Source organism: Streptomyces calvus, from assembly GCF_006782915.1.
Classification (GTDB): Bacteria; Actinomycetota; Actinomycetes; order Streptomycetales; family Streptomycetaceae; genus Streptomyces; species Streptomyces calvus.
The window spans coordinates 184,978-202,581 of sequence record NZ_VCNP01000058.1 but is presented as its reverse complement, the minus strand read 5'-3'; the positions used below and the strand labels follow the sequence as shown (position 1 = coordinate 202,581).

At 72.7% G+C, this 17,604-nt stretch carries 15 protein-coding genes; 3 read left to right on the top strand and 12 right to left on the bottom strand.

The annotated features are described in order from the left end of the window. Nucleotides 1-39: 39 nt before the first annotated feature. The 9 genes from FGW31_RS33785 to FGW31_RS33745 all read right to left on the bottom strand — a co-directional run bounded on the left by FGW31_RS33785 (nucleotide 40) and on the right by FGW31_RS33745 (nucleotide 13,031). Complete coding sequence (locus FGW31_RS33785) at nucleotides 40-837, bottom strand: VOC family protein (protein WP_142197422.1); 798 nt, start codon at nucleotides 835-837, stop codon at nucleotides 40-42. A gap of 148 nt (nucleotides 838-985) precedes the next feature. After that, nucleotides 986-2,131 (bottom strand): RNA polymerase sigma factor, encoded by a 1,146-nt coding sequence (locus FGW31_RS33780; protein ID WP_142197493.1) that lies wholly within the window; start codon nucleotides 2,129-2,131, stop codon nucleotides 986-988. 2 nt (nucleotides 2,132-2,133) lie between these two features. After that, nucleotides 2,134-2,547, bottom strand: a complete 414-nt coding sequence (locus FGW31_RS33775; RefSeq protein ID WP_142197421.1) for a YciI family protein — start codon at nucleotides 2,545-2,547, stop codon at nucleotides 2,134-2,136. A gap of 225 nt (nucleotides 2,548-2,772) precedes the next feature. Next, complete coding sequence (locus tag FGW31_RS33770; RefSeq protein ID WP_142197420.1) at nucleotides 2,773-5,784, bottom strand: family 16 glycoside hydrolase; 3,012 nt, start codon at nucleotides 5,782-5,784, stop codon at nucleotides 2,773-2,775. Nucleotides 5,785-5,990: 206 nt separating this feature from the next. After that, nucleotides 5,991-6,734 (bottom strand): class I SAM-dependent DNA methyltransferase, encoded by a 744-nt coding sequence (locus tag FGW31_RS33765; protein ID WP_142197419.1) that lies wholly within the window; start codon nucleotides 6,732-6,734, stop codon nucleotides 5,991-5,993. 116 nt (nucleotides 6,735-6,850) lie between these two features. Beyond that, a complete protein-coding gene (locus FGW31_RS33760; protein ID WP_142197418.1) occupies nucleotides 6,851-7,537 on the bottom strand; it encodes a hypothetical protein in 687 nt (228 codons plus the stop codon). Nucleotides 7,538-7,633: 96 nt separating this feature from the next. Beyond that, nucleotides 7,634-11,008, bottom strand: coding sequence for a pyruvate carboxylase (locus FGW31_RS33755; RefSeq protein ID WP_142197492.1), 3,375 nt, complete (start codon nucleotides 11,006-11,008; stop codon nucleotides 7,634-7,636). Between the two features lie 183 nt (nucleotides 11,009-11,191). Then, nucleotides 11,192-12,400, bottom strand: a complete 1,209-nt coding sequence (locus FGW31_RS33750) for a S8 family peptidase (protein ID WP_142197417.1) — start codon at nucleotides 12,398-12,400, stop codon at nucleotides 11,192-11,194. Between the two features lie 304 nt (nucleotides 12,401-12,704). Further along, nucleotides 12,705-13,031, bottom strand: a complete 327-nt coding sequence (locus FGW31_RS33745) for a nuclear transport factor 2-like protein (protein WP_142197416.1) — start codon at nucleotides 13,029-13,031, stop codon at nucleotides 12,705-12,707. Between the two features lie 126 nt (nucleotides 13,032-13,157). Here FGW31_RS33745 and FGW31_RS33740 point away from each other — a divergent pair, with 126 nt between their 5' ends. Then, the gene (locus FGW31_RS33740; protein WP_142197415.1) at nucleotides 13,158-13,703 is read left to right on the top strand and encodes a DoxX family protein; all 546 of its coding nucleotides are present in this window, start codon (nucleotides 13,158-13,160) and stop codon (nucleotides 13,701-13,703) included. Nucleotides 13,704-13,771: 68 nt separating this feature from the next. Next, the gene (locus tag FGW31_RS33735; RefSeq protein WP_142197414.1) at nucleotides 13,772-14,134 is read left to right on the top strand and encodes a MazG-like family protein; all 363 of its coding nucleotides are present in this window, start codon (nucleotides 13,772-13,774) and stop codon (nucleotides 14,132-14,134) included. Nucleotides 14,135-14,426: 292 nt separating this feature from the next. Here FGW31_RS33735 and FGW31_RS33730 read toward each other — a convergent pair whose 3' ends face one another. Next, the gene (locus FGW31_RS33730; RefSeq protein ID WP_142197413.1) at nucleotides 14,427-14,798 is read right to left on the bottom strand and encodes a winged helix-turn-helix transcriptional regulator; all 372 of its coding nucleotides are present in this window, start codon (nucleotides 14,796-14,798) and stop codon (nucleotides 14,427-14,429) included. A gap of 129 nt (nucleotides 14,799-14,927) precedes the next feature. Here FGW31_RS33730 and FGW31_RS33725 point away from each other — a divergent pair, with 129 nt between their 5' ends. After that, on the top strand, nucleotides 14,928-15,578 hold the full coding sequence (locus FGW31_RS33725; protein WP_142197412.1) for an FMN-dependent NADH-azoreductase: 651 nt from the start codon (nucleotides 14,928-14,930) through the stop codon (nucleotides 15,576-15,578). A gap of 65 nt (nucleotides 15,579-15,643) precedes the next feature. On the opposite strand, the gene FGW31_RS33720 is transcribed toward FGW31_RS33725, so the two are convergent. Continuing rightward, a complete protein-coding gene (locus FGW31_RS33720) occupies nucleotides 15,644-16,303 on the bottom strand; it encodes a response regulator (protein WP_142197411.1) in 660 nt (219 codons plus the stop codon). After that, nucleotides 16,291-17,559, bottom strand: a complete 1,269-nt coding sequence (locus tag FGW31_RS33715; protein ID WP_142197410.1) for a sensor histidine kinase — start codon at nucleotides 17,557-17,559, stop codon at nucleotides 16,291-16,293. The genes FGW31_RS33720 and FGW31_RS33715 overlap by 13 nt, the downstream gene beginning before the upstream one ends. Between the last annotated feature and the right edge of the window lie 45 nt (nucleotides 17,560-17,604).

Sequence of the window (17,604 nt, the reverse complement as noted above, 5' to 3'; positions counted from 1 at the left end):
GCACCGCGTGGTCGCCCGCCGGCCGGCGTGCCGGTGCGCTCAGCTCCCGGCCGGGGTGAGCACCACGAAGTCCGCGTCGAACGGGTCGAGGCAGACGGCCAGGCGGCCGACGCCTTCCGCGTCCTCGGGTCCCATCTGGACGCGGCCGCCGTTCCCGGTGACCTCGGCGACCGCCGCGTCGCAGTCGGCGACGGCGAAGACCGGGTGCCAGTAGGGCCGCCCGCCCGCCAGGGCGAGATCCTCCTTGCGGAGTTGCATCACACCGCCGTGCATCCGGTCCTCGGGCAGTCCGGCCGGGGTGATCAGCGAGTAGGTGCCCCCACCGCCCGGCAGTTCCATGTCGCTGAAGCTCCAGCCGAGGACACCGCCGTAGAACTCCTTCGCGGCGGCCGCGTCGCTGGTGTACAGCTCCGTCCAGGACAGCGATCCGGGCTGGTCCACGAGGTCGACGCCCTTGGTGTCGCCCGGCTGCCAGACCGCGAACTGGCCGCCCAGCGGGTCGCTGTACTGCGCCATCCGGCCCCACTGGTCGAGGTCCCTGGGCTCCACCCGCACGGTGCCGCCCGCGCCCCGCACCGCCTCGGTGGTCGCGTCCGCGTCGGTGACGGTGTAGTAGATCATCCAGGCGGAGCGCGCGCCCTCCTCGGTGAGTTTCCCGAGACCTGCGACGATCTTGCCGTCCTTGCGGAACATGCCGCCTTCCATGTCCTCCCCCTCCCCCATGGACTCGAACTGCCAGCCGAGGACGGCGCCGTAGAAGGCGGCCGCGGCCCGGACGTCGGGGGTGCCCAGGTCGAGCCAGCAGGGGGAGCCGGGGGCGAAGTCAGTGGTGATCACCGCGATGTCCTTTCGCTGATTCCCTTTGACCTCAGCGTGCCATCGGGCACCGACAGCCGCCCTTCGACTCCGTCCCGCCCGCTGCTCCGCCGCCGCGCCGGGCGCGCCGGTGCGGCCAGTGGGGCGGGCAGCGGTGACGGGCGGCGCCTCAGCGGCGCAGGCGGGAGTTGAGGCGGGCGGCCTGGCGGGTCAGGTGGTCCCGCTCGGCGAGGTCGGGCGCCTTGTGGGCCGCCTCGGCGTACAGCCGTGCCGCCGTCGCCAGGTCGCCGTCGCGCTCGTGGAGGTAGGCGGCCACCGCCGTGCGGCGGGGCAGTGAGGCGTCCAGCGCATCGAGTGCCGCCAGGCCGGCGCGGGGTCCGTCGGCCTCGCCGACCGCGACCGCGCGGTTGAGCCGGACGACCGGACTGTCGGTCAGGCGCGCCAGTTCGTCGTACCACTCCACGATCTGCACCCAGTCGGTCTCCTCGGCGGTGGGCGCGTCGGCGTGCAGCGCCGCGATCGCGGCCTGGGCCTGGAACTCACCGAGCCGGTCGCGGGCGAGGGCCGCCTGGAGGATCCCGATGCCCTCGGCGATCGCCGCGGTGTCCCATCGGCCGCGGTCCTGCTCGGCGAGCGGCACCAGGCTGCCGTCGGGCGCGGTCCGTGCGGGGCGCCGGGCGTGGTGGAGCAGCATCAGGGCGAGCAGGCCCGCCACCTCGGGATGGTCGATCGCGGCCGCGAGCTGCCGGGTGAGCCGGATGGCCTCGGCGGCGAGGTCGATGTCGCCGGAGTAGCCCTCGTTGAAGACGAGGTAGAGCACGCGCAGCACCGTGGCGACGTCGCCGGGCCGGTCGAGGCGCACGGTGGACACGGTGCGCTTGGCCCGGCTGATGCGCTGCGCCATGGTCGCCTCGGGCACCAGGTAGGCCTGGGCGATCTGGCGGGTGGTGAGGCCGCCGACGGCGCGCAGGGTGAGGGCGACCGCGGACGACGGGGTGAGCGAGGGGTGCGCGCACAGGAAGTACAGCTGGAGGGTGTCGTCCACGGCGGGCGCGGGCCCGGGCGGCGGCTGCTCCTCGTGGAGGTCCTCCCGGCGGCGGCGGGCGGCGTCCGCCCGGGTGGCGTCCAGGAACTTGCGCCACGCCACGGTGACCAGCCAGCCCTTGGGGTCGCGTGGCGGGTCGGCCGGCCAGACGCGGACCGCCTCGACCAGCGCGTCCTGCACGGCGTCCTCGGCCGCCGCGAAGTCTGCTCCGCGGCGGACGAGGATGCCGAGCACGCTCGGCGTGAGGCTCCTGAGCAGGACCTCGTCCATGCTCAGTGGCACTCCGTGATGGTGGGCGGCGCGGCCAGGAAGGGGCGCACCTCCAGCCACTCGTGGATCGGCTTCCCGCCCGCGCCGGGCGCCGCCGACAGTTCCCCGGCGAGTTCCACGGCCCGCTCCCGGCTGTCGACGTCGATCACCATCCAGCCGGCGATGAGGTCCTTGGTCTCGGCGAACGGGCCGTCGGTGACCGGCGGGCGCCCCTCGCCGTCGTAGCGGACCCACATCCCCTCGGGGGCGAGCGCCTGACCGTCGACGAACTCGCCGGACTGCTCCAGGCGGGCGGCGAAGTCGTTCATGTACTGGACGTGGGCCGAGATCTCCTCCGGCGTCCAGTGGTCCATGGGCACGTCGTTCACCGCAGCCGGAGCGCCGCGGTAGTGCTTCAGCAGCAGGTACTTGGCCATGGTCTCTCTCCTCGGTGCTGGTGCGACCCATTGTGGTCGCGTTCACCCCGGGGACGGAGCGGGCCACGGATTCTCGACATCGCCGTCCGGTCTTTTTTCCGGACGGTCGAGAGGGCGGTCGGGCGCCCGGGTTCCCCGCGGTGCGGAGGTCCGCCGGGGGCGGGACGTCCGGTGTCCTGCCGTCCGCTCGGGACGACAGGACACCGGCACCCGGGGAGCCCGGTTCTAGTCGAGCGGCTCGACGGTGATGTTGCGGTACAGCACCTTGTTCCCGTGGTCCTGCAGCCGGATCGCGCCGGCCGCCGGGCCCTCGGCGGCTCCGCCTCCGGTCGGGCTGTCGATCGCGACGTCGTCGTGGATCTTCTTGCCGTTCCAGATCACGGTGACCCGGGCGTCCGCCGTCTTCCTGCCCTCGGCGTCGTAGCGGGCCGCGCGGAAGACGATGTCGTACGACTGCCACGTCTCGGGCGCCGTGGCGGCGTTCACGTCGGGTGCCTTCTTCAGATAGATCGCTCCTGCCTCGTTGGTGTCGAGTGTGGTGTCACCGAAGGAGTCCAGGATCTGGAGTTCGTAGCGGTCCTGGAGGTAGACGCCGCTGTTGGCGCGGTCCTGTCCGGTCACGTCCGGCGGAAGCTGGGGCAGCCGGAACTCCACGTGCAGCTTGAAGTCGTCGTAGCTGTCCTTGGTGCGGATGTCGCCGCAGCACACCTCCATCGCGCCGTCGGAGACGGGCCACTGCACGGGGCGCCCGTCGGTGTGCTGCCAGCGGTCCAGGCCGTCGCCGTCGAACAGGGTGACGGGGGCGCCCTGCGGGTCGACGGTGATGAGGTCGAGGTTGACGTGACCGGTGTCGCCCTCGTCGTACCGGTAGGCGACGGTGTTGTGGCCGGCCCGCAGGGGTACGGCCTCGCGCTGTGTCGACCAGGTGTCCCAGTTGCCGGTGTCGCGCAGCTTGGTCTGCTTCACCTTCTTGCCGTTGACGTACAGGGAGAGGGACTTGGTGCCCCGGAAGGGGTCGGGGCCGTTGGAGTAGCGCAGACCCACGTCGTACGTGCCGCTCTCGGACACCTCGACGTCGAACGTGGTCGTGCCGCCCTGGGTGCCGTACCGGTCGACGAAGCCGCTGCCGGAGTAGCCCCGGTGGTCGGTGTTGATGCCGACCGGACCGGTGAGCGCGGCCTCCTCGGCCTCGTACACCGGCGACGGCGCGGGCTGCTTGCCCGGCAGGGCGTTCAGCGTGTACCAGGCCTCCGTGCTCCACAGGGACTCACCCGACGCGGAGCTGAACGGGCGCGGGGAGCGGACGTGCACCACGCGGTCCGGCTTGAGGCCCTCGATGGCGAGGGTCACCTTCTTGCGGTCGTCCGACAGCTTCGCGGACGTCACCTTCAGGGTCTCCTCGGCGATCTTGGGGCCGCCGTAGTCCTTCGTCGGGGTGTAGCGCCACTGCTGGACCTCGTAGTGGGCGGCCAGGCCGTCGGCGGTCTCCTGCGACAGCGGCTGGGTGTACTCCAGCTCGAAGCCGCCCTTCTTCGCCCGCATCGCCTGGATGTCGAAGGTGTTGCCGCCGTTCGGGGACAGCTTCTGGAGGCCGTACTTGAGCTTGCCCTCCTGGCCCCAGTTGCCGTCCGCGCCCAGACCGCCCGCGTAGATGGCGCCGTCGGGGCCCATCGCGATGCGGTTCACGCCGGCTTCGAGGCCCTGGGTGAAGCGGAACACCGCGCCCTGGTACTGGCCCTTGACCTTCTCCAGGTAGGCGCGCTGGATTCCGCCGTAGGTGACGTCGCCGAAGAGCATCTGCCCGGCGAACCTGCCCTTGGTCAGGTACAGGGGTGTGCTGGGCGAGTTGGCGATCTCGTTCTGCGGCAGCCAGAGCACCGGCCGGGTCACCGGCTCGGAGTCGAAGGGGCCGGCGGGGTTGGTGTAGTGGTTGAAGAAGCGGTCCTGCTTGACGTGGACCAGTTTCGACGCGGGCAGCCAGCCGCCCTGGTTGTCCGTGGCGAAGATGTCGCCGCCGGGACCCCAGCCGATGCCGTTCGGTGTGCGGAGGCCACCGGCGATGTAACTGACCTTGCCGGTCTTGCGGTTCACCTTGACGGTGGTGCCGCGGCCGGGAGCCGGCTGCGGATCGGTGGTGGCGCCGCCGTAGTTGATGGCGACGGACAGGTTCAGGTAGAAGTACCCGTCGCGGTAGAGCAGGCCGAAGGCGAACTCGTGGAAGTTGCCGCCGTAGGGCCAGGTGGCGATCGTCCTGGTCCGGTCCATGACGCCGTCGCCGTCGGTGTCGCCCAGCTCCGTCAGCTCGTGCTTCTGGGACACGAAGATGGTGCCGTCGACGACCTTCAGGCCCATCGGCTCCTTGAGGCCCTCGGCGATCTTCGTCGCCTTCACCTTGTCGGGGCCCGTGCTGCCCGCGGTGTCGTCGAGGACGTAGACCTCGCCGTCCGTGTTGTCGGTGCCGCCCCAGGTGCTCACCACCAGACGGCCGTCGGGCAGCCAGTCCATGCCGGTGACCTGCGGTTCGAAGCCCTCGGGCCGCAGGTCGGTGAGGGTGTGGTCGGGGCGCACGGAGTTGAGCGGCAGGCCGTCGCCCGGCGAGTCCCGGAAGCCCTCGCACTCCTTGCGGCCGGGTGCGGTCACCCGCACCACGCCCGCGTCGGTGCTCAGCGCGGTGCCCGGGACGGTCTCGAACCCGGCGGCGCCCGGAGGCTGCCAAGCGAGGGTGATCTGCTGGTCGCCGCCGCGCTCGAAGTGGTCGATGCGCAGCGCGTGCATGCCCTCGGTGAGCTGGACGGTGCCGTCCTTGGGCTCGGCGCCGTGCAGTCCGTCATGATCGATGACTACGTTGTCATCGATGAGCAGACGGGACCCGTCGTCGCTGGTCAGGCGGAAGGTGTAGGAACCGTCCGCCGGGATGTGGATGTTGCCGACGACCTGGGTGACGAAGTTGTCGCTGAAGCCGCCGAAGTCGTCGGTGGTCTTCCAGTCGATGGTCGGCATCAGCCGGTCGACGTTGGGGGTCTGCCCGGGCTTGAGGGTGCAGATCTTGTCCAGCGGGACCTGGACGTCGAAGACGCGCAGGGTGACACCGGGTTCCTGCGGCGGCACGTCGGCCCGCGCCGCGGAGCCCGGCTGCGCCGAGGCCAGGGGTGAACCCAAGAGCCCGCCCGCGAAGAACGCGCCCACGAGCAGCCCTGTCAGGCATCTTCGGGCGCGCTGGGGCAGCCGTGCGCTCATGCTTCCTCCTGTGGGTTCGACCGGAGGGCCGGAAAACTCCGGTAGCGAAAAATGCCAACGGTTGCGGCGCACACGCTAGGAGACTTCTGCTGGGCACGTCCATACTTTGTCATCGATGAGTTCAAAGTCCGTGCCGTGTCGGGCAATGGGAAGGGCGCGCCGGAACCGGCGCGCCCTGGGCGGCACTTGAGGGAAACCCGGCGGTGCTACACGGCGCCGGGGAGTCGGTAGACGGAGACGTGCGAGGGGGACTCGGCGGTGAAAGGGCTGCCGGCCCAGTCCGCGTGCCTGCTCTCCAGCTCGAATCCACCCAGTTGGGCCATGAGGTCCAGTTCGGCCGGCCAGATGTAGCGGTGCGGGCTGCGGAACAGCTGTGCCTTGCGGGTTCCGTCGAAGTGGAAGTGGTGCGACACGACGTGCTGGCGCAGGACGTCGTAGGTGTCCAGGCCGATGTATCCGGGCGTGGACTGCCAGACGGTGGCGGTCCGGCCCGGCGGGAGCTTGCGCAGCTCGGGCACCCACAGCTCGACCACGAAGCGTCCGCCGGGCGCCAGATGGCGGGCGGCGTTGCGGAAGCACGCGACCTGCTGGTCCTGTTCGAGCAGGTTGGAGATGGTGTTGAAGACGAGGTAGACCAGGGTGTACTCGCCGGGCGCGGTGGTGGTCGCCATGTCGCCGATGACCACGGGAATCGTCGTTTCGTCGGCCTTGGTGCGCAGTTGCTCCACCATCGGCCCGGACAGCTCGATGCCGGTGACGGGCACACCGCGGGCGGCCAGCGGCACGGCCACCCGGCCGGTCCCGATCGCGAACTCCAGTGCCGCGCCTTCGCCGGCCAGCCGGGCGAGGCGGTCCACGGTCGGGTCGAGCACCTCGGGCGCGAACATGCCGGTTCCGGGCGTGTCGTAGTTCCGGGCGGTCTCGGCGTCCCAGATGTCCTTCTGCTCCATCCCGTCCAGGCTGGCCGCGGATGCCGGTGTTGTCCAGTGAATTGCCGTCGGTCCGGCGGCGGTCCGGCCGGATGCGGGAGCCGGCAGCGCTCGCCGGGACCGGTCCGCGCCGCGGCTCAGGAGGTGTCCGGCTCCGGGACGCGCGGCCGCCCGCCATGGCGTCGTACGGCTCCCGCCAGTCCGAGGAGGGCGAGCAGCAGCGCGCCGAGCGCGGCCCAGGCCAGCCGGCTCCACCACACGGGCACGAGGTCGTGGCGGGCTCCGCCGGGGTAGAGGCACGTCGCCTGGACGGGGAACACCGACCGCCGCACCTCGTAGGCCCGTTCGTAGATGCCGGTGGTGAACGCCGAGCAGACGGAGAGCGGTTCACGGCCGGGCGGCGCCACGGCCAGCGGCACGAACGCGCACAGGGCGGCCAGGACGAGGCACGAGACGAGGGCGATGACCGCGAACCGTACGACGGAGCGCGGCTGCCGCAGCCCGGCGAACTCGCGCACCGCCGCCAGGAGGGCGCAGGCCGCCGCGACCACGACGCACGCCCACAGCACCCAGCCCAGGACGTCGCCGGAGGAGACCGTCGTGCCGTCGGCGAACACGCAGCGCTCGCCGGGCGGGAAGCTGCTGCGCTCCATCCGGAAGTCGCCTCCGGGGCCTTCCAGCCCGTGGGCGCAGCGCTCGTCCAGCTCCGACACCCCGACCGTGAGCCACCCGAGCATCCAGACCAGTACGCCCGCGCACGCCGCCAGTGCGCAGGCGGCCCACAGTCCGTCCGGAGGGCCGTCCGCCCCCTGTTTCTCCGACATGCTGACGGACCCTATCCGCCGGACCGCCGGACCGGCCGGTCGGGGTTCGGCCGCCCGGCCGGCGGCGGCGGTCCGGGCCGGCCGGGCTCGCCACGCTCAGACGATGTGCACCAGGAGGTCTCCGCCCTCCACCTGCTGGATGCGGTTGATGGCCAGCCTCGTCACCCGGCCCGCCCTCGGGGCGGTGATCGCGGCCTCCATCTTCATCGCCTCGATGGTGGCCACCGTGGCTCCGGCCGCCACCTCGTCGCCCTCGGCGACGGCGAGGGTCACCACACCGGCGAACGGCGCCGCGACGTGGCCGGGGTCGGACCGGTCGGCCTTCTCGGTGACCGGGACGTCGGAGGCCGCCGCCCGGTCGCGGACCTGGATCGGCCGCAGCTGGCCGTTCAGGGTGGCCATCACGGTGCGCATGCCGCGCTCGTCGGCCTCGCCCACGGCCTGGAGTTCGATGAGCAGCCGCACACCGGGGTCGAGGTCGACGGCGTACTCCTTGCCGGGGCGCAGTCCGTAGAAGAAGGCCTTGCTGTCCAGGACGCTGGTGTCGCCGAAGCTGCCGCGGTGCGTCTCGAACTCCCGGGTGGGGCCGGGGAAGAGCAGGCGGTTGAGGGTGGCGCGGCGGTCCTTGGCCAGGCCGGCCCGGTCGTCGGCGGTCAGTTCCGCGACCGGCTTGGGCTCGGCGCGGCCCCGCAGGGCCTTGCTGCGGAACGGTTCGGGCCAGCCGCCGGGCGGGGTGCCCAGCTCTCCGCGCAGGAAGCCGACGACGGAGTCGGGGATGTCGAACCGGCCGGGCTCCGCCTCGAAGTCCGCCGGGGCCACGCCCGCGCCGACCAGGTGCAGGGCCAGGTCGCCGACCACCTTGGAGGAGGGGGTGACCTTGACCAGGCGGCCGAGCATGCGGTCGGCGGCGGCGTACATCGCCTCGATGTCCTCGAACCGGTCGCCGAGGCCGAGCGCGATGGCCTGGGTGCGCAGGTTGGACAGCTGCCCGCCGGGGATCTCGTGGTGGTAGACGCGGCCGGTCGGTGAGGCCAGGCCCGCCTCGAAGGGGGCGTACACCTTGCGGACGCTCTCCCAGTACGGCTCCAGGTCGCCGACGGCCTGGAGGTCGAGTCCGGTGGGCCGCTCGGAGTGGTCGGTGGCGGCGACGATCGCCGACAGCGACGGCTGGGAGGTGGTGCCCGCCATGGACGCCACCGCTCCGTCGACCGCGTCCGCGCCCGCCTGGATCGCCGCGAGGTAGGTGGCGAGCTGGCCGCCCGCGGTGTCGTGGGTGTGCAGGTGGACCGGCAGGTCGAACTCCCGGCGCAGGGCCGACACCAGGGTGGCCGCCGCGGGCGCGCGCAGCAGGCCGGCCATGTCCTTGACGGCCAGGACGTGGGCGCCCGCCTCGACGATCCGCTCGGCCAGCCGCAGGTAGTAGTCGAGGGTGTAGAGCCGCTCGGACGGGTCGGACAGGTCGGCGGTGTAGCACAGGGCGACCTCGGCGACGGCCGTGCCGGTCTCGCGTACGGCGTCGATGGCGGGCCGCATCTGGTCGACGTCGTTCAGCGCGTCGAAGATGCGGAAGACGTCGATGCCGGTGGCGGCCGCCTCCTGGACGAAGGCGTCGGTGACCTCCGTCGGGTACGGGGTGTAGCCCACGGTGTTACGGCCGCGCAGCAGCATCTGCAGGCAGATGTTCGGTACGGCTTCGCGCAGGGCGGCCAGGCGCTCCCACGGGTCCTCGGCGAGGAAGCGCAGCGCGACGTCGTAGGTGGCGCCGCCCCAGCACTCCAGGGAGAGCAGCCCGGGCAGGGTGTGCGCGACCGCGGGCGCGACGGCGAGCAGGTCCTTGGTCCGCACGCGGGTGGCCAGCAGCGACTGGTGGGCGTCACGGAAGGTGGTGTCGGTGACGCCGGTGGCCGGGGAGTCGCGCAGCCAGCGGGCGAAGCCCTCGGGGCCGAGTTCGGCGAGCCGCTGCCGGGAGCCGGCCGGGGGCCGGCCGGCGGGCAGCGGCGGCAGCTTGGTCAGCGGGTCGATCAGCTCGGGCCGCTCGCCGTGCGGCTTGTTGACGGTGACGTCGGCGAGGTACGTCAGCAGTTTGGTGCCGCGGTCGGCGGAGTGGCGGGCGGTGAGCAGCTGCGGGCGCTGCTCGATGAACGAGGTGGTGACCCGTCCGGCCCGGAAGTCCGGGTCGTCCAGCACGGCCTGGAGGAAGGGGATGTTGGTGGCGACGCCCCGGATGCGGAACTCGGCCACCGCGCGCCGGGCGCGGCCCACCGCGGCGGCGAAGTCCCGGCCCCGGCAGGTCAGTTTCACCAGCATCGAGTCGAAGTGGGCGCTGATCTCCGTACCGGCGTGGGTGGTGCCGCCGTCCAGGCGGATGCCGGACCCGCCGGGCGAGCGGTAGGCGCTGATGCGGCCGGTGTCCGGGCGGAAGCCGTTGGCCGGGTCCTCGGTGGTGATGCGGCACTGCAGTGCGGCGCCGCGCAGGGTGACGGTGTCCTGCGTGAGGCCGAGGTCGGCGAGCGTCTCACCGGCGGCGATGCGCAGCTGCGCCTGCACCAGGTCGACGTCGGTGACCTCCTCGGTGACCGTGTGCTCGACCTGGATGCGCGGGTTCATCTCGATGAAGACGTGGTTGCCGTCCCTGTCGAGGAGGAACTCCACGGTGCCGGCGTTGCGGTAGCCGATGCGCCGGGCGAAGCGCACGGCGTCGGCGCAGATGCGGTCGCGCAGCTCCGGGTCGAGGTTCGGTGCCGGCGCGAGTTCGATGACCTTCTGGTGGCGGCGCTGCACCGAGCAGTCCCGCTCGTAGAGGTGGATGACGTTGCCCTCGCCGTCGGCGAGGATCTGCACCTCGATGTGGCGCGGTTCGACGACGGCCTTCTCCAGGAACACCGTGGGGTCGCCGAACGCGGAGGCCGCCTCGCGGGACGCCGCCTCGACGGCCTCCCTGAGCCGGCCGGGTTCCTCGACGCGGCGCATGCCGCGCCCGCCGCCGCCGGCGACCGCCTTGACGAAGACGGGGAAGCCGATGTCGTCGGCGGCGCGGACGAGTTCGTCGACGTCGGTGGAGGGCGCCGAGGAGCCGAGGACCGGCACGCCGGCCTCGCGGGCGGCGGCCACGGCGCGGGCCTTGTTCCCGGTCAGTTCCAGGATCGGGGCGCTCGGCCCGACGAAGGTGATGCCCGCCTCCTCGCACGCCCGGGCCAGTTCGGGGTTCTCGGAGAGGAACCCGTAGCCCGGGTAGACGGCGTCGGCGCCGGCTCTGCGAGCGGCGCCGACGATCTCCTCCACGGAGAGGTAGGCGCGCACCGGATGTCCCGGCTCGCCGATCTCGTAGGCCTCGTCGGCCTTCAGCCGGTGCAGCGAGTTGCGGTCCTCGTGGGGGAAGACGGCGACGGTTCGGGCACCCAGCTCGTAGCCCGCGCGGAACGCCCGAATCGCGATCTCGCCTCGGTTGGCTACCAGCACCTTGCGGAACATGGTCGATCCCTTCAGCTCGCCGGTGACGAAGACCATCGTGTCGGCGGCGGGCCGGGGACGCCATGTGAACCGGGCCACTCTCCGGTGCCTGACGCCGGGGCCGTCCGACGGCGGAAGGGGCCACGGCGGGGTGTTCCGCCGTGGCCCCTTCCGGGTGTCAGTCGCGCGTGGCCGTGCCGCGCACTACTCGGTGATCTTCAGCAGCTTGTTCGGCGTGCCGGAGCCCGGGTTGCTGATCTTGTCGGGGGTGGCGCCGTCGGTGAGCGCCGTCGCCACGTCCGCCGGGGCGGCGTCGGGGTGGCCGGCCAGGTACACGGCGGCCGCGCCGGCCACGTGGGGCGAGGCCATCGAGGTGCCGGATATCGTCTTGGTGCCCTCGTCGCTGTCGTTCCACGCCGAGGTGATGTCGGAGCCGGGCGCGTAGACGTCCACGACCGCACCGTAGTTGGAGAAGTCGGACTGGGCGTCGTCCTCGGTGCTGGAGGCGACGGTGATCGCCTCGGGCACGCGCGCCGGGGAGCCCTGGCCGGCGTCGGTGGACTCGTTGCCGGCCGCCACGGCGAAGGTGACGCCGGAGGCGATGGCCTTGGCGACCGCCGCGTCCAGGGCGGGGTCGGCGCCACCGCCGAGGCTCATGTTGGCGACGGAGGGCCCCTGGTGGTTCTCGGTGACCCAGTCGATGCCGGCGATGACCTGCTCGGTGGTGCCGGAGCCGTTGTCGTCCAGGACTCTGACGGCGACCACGTTCGCCTTCTTGGCGACGCCGTGCGCGGCTCCGGCGATGGTGGCGGCCACGTGGGTGCCGTGGCCGTTGCCGTCGTCGGCGGTGTCGTCGTTGTCGACGGCGTCGTAGCCGTGGCTGGCGCGGCCCTCGAAGTCCGTGTGGCTGATGCGTACGCCGGTGTCGATGACGTAGGCGGTGACGCCCTCTCCGGCCTGGTCGGGGTAGGTGTACTTGCTGTCGCCCGCGGTGTCCGCCTGGTCGACGCGGTCCAGACCCCAGGAGGGCGGGTTGTCCTGAGTGGCGGTGGTGTGCACCGTGCGGTTGGCGACGACGGCGCCGACCGCGGGGTCGGCGGCGAGCCGCTTGGCCTCGGTCTGCGTCAGGCCGGACGCGGCGAAGCCGTCGAGCGCGGAGCCGTAGGACCGGCTGAGCTTGCCGCCGTACTCCTGGGCCAGGTCCTTCTTGGCGGCGGAGGTGGTCTTCTTGTCGAGCACGACGATGTAGCTGCCGGCGACGGCGTCCGCGGCGTTGATGCCGTACACGGCGCCCTGGGCGGGTTCCGCGGCGTTGGCGGACGACGCCCCGAGCAGGGCGGCCGTGGTCGCGGCGGTCACCGCGCACGCCGCGGCGGTCACCTTCAGCGCGACGAAGCGCATCTGATGCGTCATGAAGAGGGATCTCCTCGTCAGGTGTGGGGGGTTGACCTCGGGCGCAGTGTCACGCCGAGGCTGACGAGAAGACTGACTACTTGTCGCGATCAGATCAATGGTGTCCCGGCACGTCAGAGGCGGCGGGGCGGCACATCTCCACAACGTCCGCCCAAGTCGGAGCCAACCGAGCGGCAAATGCCGAGTTGAACGCGTTGCTTGAACCGCCAACCAGCGACTGGGAGAGATCTGTGACCATCTCCTCACCCGATCCTCACGCGCCGGACGTTTCGCGGACGGCGGGTCGCTGTGGCGTTGCGGCAGGTCAGGCCTGGCCGGTCTCGAAGCGCGAGATACGGCCGTCGTCGTCGACGGTGAAGGACCAGCGGGTGCGCATCTCGCCCCAGGTGTCGTTGCGGTAGCGGGCGAGCAGGCGGCGGCCTCCGCCGGACTCGTTGTCGACCTCCAGGTGGCCGTTGGCGGAGAAGATCTCCCGGTCGATCCACTCGTCGAGGTCCCGCTCGGAGCCGTCGTCCGCCATGGTGGCGCCGGGCGCGAGAAGGGCCATGAAGCCCTCGCGGTCGTGGTTGTTGACGGCGGTGACGAAGGCCCGGACGACCGGGTCGCTGAGTCGGGTGGTCTGAATCGTCATGCCCCTCAGCGTCGTCCCGGGTTTCCGCGTCCGCCACCCGCGTCACCCGAACGGCGACCGGCGGCGGGCCGGTCCGGCGGTGCGGGTGCGACGGTGGTCGGGCAAGCCACTGCCCCGGGAGACGACGTGACCTGTTACGACCGACGCGATCTGGGACTGCTGCTGCTCCGGCTGGGAACCGGCGGGGTGCTCGCGGCGCACGGAGCGCAGAAGCTGTTCGGCTGGTTCGGCGGGGGCGGCATCGAGGGCACCGGCCAGTTCATGGAGTCCATCGGTTACGCCCCCGGCCGGACCAGCGCGATGGCGGCGGGGCTCGCCGAGGCGGGCGGCGGCACGCTGCTGGCGCTGGGCCTGGCCACCCCGGCGGCCGGCGCGGCGGCGGCCGGTGCGATGGCGGGGGCGTCGGCCGTGCACGCGCCGAACGGGTTCTTCAACCAGGAGGGCGGCTTCGAGTACGCCGCCTCGCTGGGACTGACGGCGGCCGGACTCGCGGTGACGGGACCCGGCCGGCTGTCCCTGGACCACGCCCTCGGCCACACCGTCAACCGGGGCTGGATGCTCCCGGTGGCGTTCGCGGTGGCCGCGGCGGCCACGGTGGTGACCGTGGGGGCGCGCAGCCGGCGGCTGCGCAGGTCCAGGGAGGGCGAGCAGGAGGCGCTGTTCGAGGAGTAGCGGCGGCTGCTCGGCCGGGTCGGCTCGGCCGCCGGGGAGTGTCGGTCGCCTGTGCCAGGCTCTCCCCCATGAGCGATCACCTGTCTCCTCCACCGCCGAGGGCCGCGGACGCCGGCCTGTGGGAGTCCATCGAGGGCCTGCACGGCTGGCTGGACACCCACCGGCCCGTCGACGGCCCGGATCAGCTGCTGCTGCGCATTCTCAAACTGTCCGAGGAGGTCGGCGAGGTCGCCCAGGCCGTGATCGGCGCGACGGGCCAGAATCCGCGCAAGGGCACCACGCACACCTGGGACGACGTCCGGTCCGAGCTGTGCGACGTCGCCGTGACGGCCCTGATGGCGCTGCGCACCCTGACGCCCGACGCCCGCGAGGTCTTCATCCGCCACCTGGACGGGGTCACTCGCCGCTCCCTCGGCGACCGGAACGACTGACCGACGTCCGCTGTCCCGCGCCGCTCGCGGGGTTTCCCCGCGAGCCTTCCCCGTTGCTCGCGGGGCGTTCGCCGCAAGCCTTCCCCGCCGCTCGTGGGGCGTTCGCCGCGAGCCTTTCCCGCCGCTCGTGGGGCGTTCGCCGCGAGCCTTTCCCGCCGCTCGTGGGGCGTTCGCCGCGAGCCTTTCCCGCCGCTCGTGGAACATCTCCCCGCGAGCGGGCGGGTCCGGCCATCCGGCCCCTGCCGCAGCCAGCCCGAAGCCGGCAGCGGTCACGCCCCTCCTGCGACCGGTCTCAGCAGCCGGGCGGCTCCGTACAGGGCCCCGACTCGGGCAGATGCGTCTCGGCCCACCTGCCGAGTTCCTTGAGCGCCGGCTCCAGCGCCGCCCCCGACTCCGTCAGACGGTAGGTGACCCGCAGCGGGGGCCCCTCGTCGACCTCGCGGACGAGCAGCCCGGCGGCGCCCAGCTCGGTCAGCCGGTCGGAGAGCATCCGCTCGCTGATCCCGGGGATCGCCCGGCGCAGGTCGGCGAAGTGCGTGGGCTGCTCCACCAGCACGGCGACGATCGGCCCCGTCCACCGCTTTCCGAGCAGCTGGAAGACGCGGGTGATGCCGCCGTCCACCCGCTTGCATGCCGATGCCTCGTGAACCCGCTCGACCGCCATGCCTCCAGGGTACTACCTCACCACAAGAGGGTGAAAAAAAGTAAGTACCTGTGTTATCCATAGTCGAATACGAAAACTCAGCGGTGGCGCTCGAGCGTCCCCGTTCCTGCGTCCATGGAGAAGATCCCGATGGCCACCCTTCTGCACATCGACTCGTCCCTGTTCCCGGCGTCCGGCTCCGCGTCCCGCGCGGTGGCGGAGACGTTCCGCAAGGCCTGGCAGGAGCAGCACCCCGAGGGCACCGTGATCCACCGCGATCTCGCCGCGCACCCCGTCCCGCACATCACGGCCGACGCCCACACCGCGGGCTTCGCAAATCCGGCGTCGCACACTCCCGGACAGGCGGCGGCCTTCGCCGAGCGGCTGCGGCTGATCGAGGAGTTCGAGCAGGCGGACGCGCTGCTGATCGGCGCCCCGATGTACAACTTCACGATCCCCTCGACGCTCAAGGCGTGGCTGGACAACGTGATCCTCATGGGCCGGACGGCGGGTGACAGCCAGTCCGCCAAGGGCACCCCGGTCACCGTGATCGCCAGCCGCGGCGGCTCCTACGCTCCGGGCACGCCCCGGGAGGGCTTCGAGTACGTCCAGACCTACCTGCGGGCGGTACTGGCCGACGGCCTGGGGCTCGACCTGGAGTTCATCGTCCCGGAGCTGACCATGGCTCCGCACAACCCGGCGATGGCCGAGCTGGTCCCGCTCTTCGAGAGCTCGCGCGAACGCGCCCACGAGGACGCGGCCGCCCGGGCCAAGGAGCTGGCCCGGCGCCTGGCCGCCTAGGACCGGCCGGCACCGAAACCCGAAAGGCCCTCGGAAGCCGGGCCCGGCTTCCGGGGGCCGAGGTGTCACGCCCGGCGTCTGGCGTCGTCCAGGTAGTGCAGGACGGCGGCCACGCGGCGGTCCGCGCGGTCGGTGGGAGGCAGGTCGAGCTTGGCGAAGATGCTGCGGATGTGCTTGTGGACGGCGCCGTCGGTGACGACGAGCCGTTCGGCGATGGCCGCGTTGCCGAGCCCTTCCGCCATCAGGGCGAGGACGTCGCGTTCGCGCGGGCTGAGCCGCCGCAGCCGGTCGTCCGGGCGGGTGCGGGCGAGCAGTTGGGCGACGACCTCGGGATCGATGGCGGTGCCGCCGCGGGCGACCCGGTGCAGGGCGTCGAGGAACTCCTCGACGCGTCCGACCCGTTCCTTCAGCAGATAGCCGAGCCGGGCGCTGCCCTGGGCGAGCAGGTCGGTGGCGAAGGCCTGCTCGACGTAGGCGGACAGCACCAGCACGGCGAGGCCGGGCCGGCGGCGCCGTGCCTCCACGGCCGCCTTGATGCCCTCGTCGGTGTGGGTGGGCGGCATCCGGACGTCGACGATGGCCACGTCCGGCTCCCCCGCGTCCACGGCGTCCAGGAAGGTGCCGGGGTCGTCGGCCGTGGCCACCACCTCCAGCGACTCGGCGCGCAGCAGCAGCGCGAGTCCTTCGCGCAGCAGTGCGTCGTCCTCGGCGATCACGATCCGCACGGCAGGGTCACCTTCACCAGAGTGGGGCCGCCGGGAGGGCTGGCCAGCAGCAGGGTTCCGTCGTGGGCCTCGACGCGTCGGCGGATGCCCGTGAGTCCGGTTCCGCCGTGCTCGCGCGCCCCGCCGCGGCCGTCGTCGTGGATCTCCACGTACAGCCGGTCGCCCACCCGGCGCACCAGAACGCCGGCCTCACCCGCGCCGCTGTGCCGGGCGACGTTGGTGAGCGCCTCGGCGACCGCGAAGTACGCCGTCGCCTCCACCGACGCCGCGCACCGGCCGGGCAGGTCGGCGTCGACGCGGCAGGGGACCGGGCAGTCGGCGGCCAGGGCGGTGAGGGCGTCGGGCAGGCTGCGGTCGGCCAGGACAGGCGGCAGGATGCTGCGGACGACGGCCCGCAGTTCGGCGAGTGCCTGCTCGGCGGCGTCCTGGGCGCGCGCCAGCACGGCGTCGGCCTCCTCCGGATTCCGGGACAGGGCGCGCCGGGCCGCACCGAGCAGCACCGTCACCGCGACGATGCGGTTCTGGGTGCCGTCGTGCAACGCCCGCTCCACGCGGCGCAGTTCGGTGGCGTGGGCGTCGAGCGCGGCGGCCCGGGTGGCAGTGAGCTCGGCGACCCGCAGGGCGAGGTCCGCCCCGGGGTCGGGGCTCAGCAGCCGCCGTCCGGGCCATGCCTGGCCGCGGGCGAGCGCGGGGGCGCAGGCCACGATGACGGCCACCCACAGCAGCCCGATCAGGCTGACGAGCAGGGCGCCGGGCCAGTCGCGCACGATCCACCAGCCCACCGCGGCGGTGGCGTCGTTCGCCGGCAGCAGCCGCCAGAACAGCGGGAAGGCGGTGTCGTGTGCCGCGTTGAGCGGCAGCGTCGCTCCGATCAGGCCGAGGAGCAGGCCGTAGGTGGCGTGGGAGCACACCCAGCGTGCCTCGCGGCGAACGGCCCGGTCGGCGAGCGCGGCGCGCAGCCCGGCCGGCAGCGGCGCCGGGCCGATGAGCTCCGGACCCCACCGCGACAGCCGGGCCCGCTCCCGGTCGGCGACGGCCCGCACCGCGTGCAGGGCGGACGGCAGCAGCACCAGGCCGACCCCGAGGAGGCAGGTCACGGCGGTCAGGGTCAGCCACAGCAGCGCGAGCAGTGCCAGCAGGCCGGTGCCCATGCCGCCGACGAGGTGCTCCAGGGCGTCCAGCGCGGCCCGGGCGCGGGCGGAGGCGGCCGTCGGCCGACCGGGCCGTCCGACCGCCGGACGGTCGTCGGTCGTCACCGTGCGCACCTCCCGGAGCGGGAGCACCGGGTGCGGCGTCCCGCG